The 418-nt window shown below is 69.9% G+C and carries 1 protein-coding gene; it reads left to right on the top strand.

What is annotated here, in order from left to right; translation table 11 throughout:
- Window positions 1-10: 10 nt before the first annotated feature.
- Window positions 11-418, top strand: a 408-nt coding sequence (locus FJV41_RS50905) for an aconitase family protein (RefSeq protein ID WP_246137945.1), incomplete at its 3' end; no start/stop codon positions are given.

The raw sequence follows: 418 nt of genomic DNA, 5'->3' as shown, positions 1-418 counted from the left end.
CGTGAAGCCCATGCTCGACCGCCTGGGCGCGAAGGTATGGGACCCGGACAAGGTGGTGGTCGTCACCGACCACTACGTGCCCGCCTACGACGACGAGAGCCGCGCCATCGTGCAGATCGCGCGCGACTGGGTGAAGAGCGCCGGCGTGGCGCGCTTCCACGACACCGAGGGCATCTGCCACGTGGTGGTGCCGCAGCAGGGCTACCTGCGGCCCGGCATGTTCGCCGTGGGCGGCGACAGCCATTCCCCCACGGGCGGCGCGTTCGGTGCCTACATGTTCGGCGTGGGCGCCACCGAGATGCTGGGCGTGCTCGTCACGGGCGAGATCTGGCTCAAGGTGCCGCACACGCTGCGCATGGCATGGAACGGCCGGCTGGCCCCGGGCGTGTCCGCCAAGGACATGATGCTGTTCCTGTGC

This window comes from Myxococcus llanfairpwllgwyngyllgogerychwyrndrobwllllantysiliogogogochensis (assembly GCF_006636215.1).
GTDB lineage: Bacteria > Myxococcota > Myxococcia > Myxococcales > Myxococcaceae > Myxococcus > Myxococcus llanfairpwllgwyngyllgogerychwyrndrobwllllantysiliogogogochensis.
The sequence above is the reverse complement of the archived record's forward strand: the minus strand, read 5'-3'. Positions and strand labels throughout refer to the sequence as shown.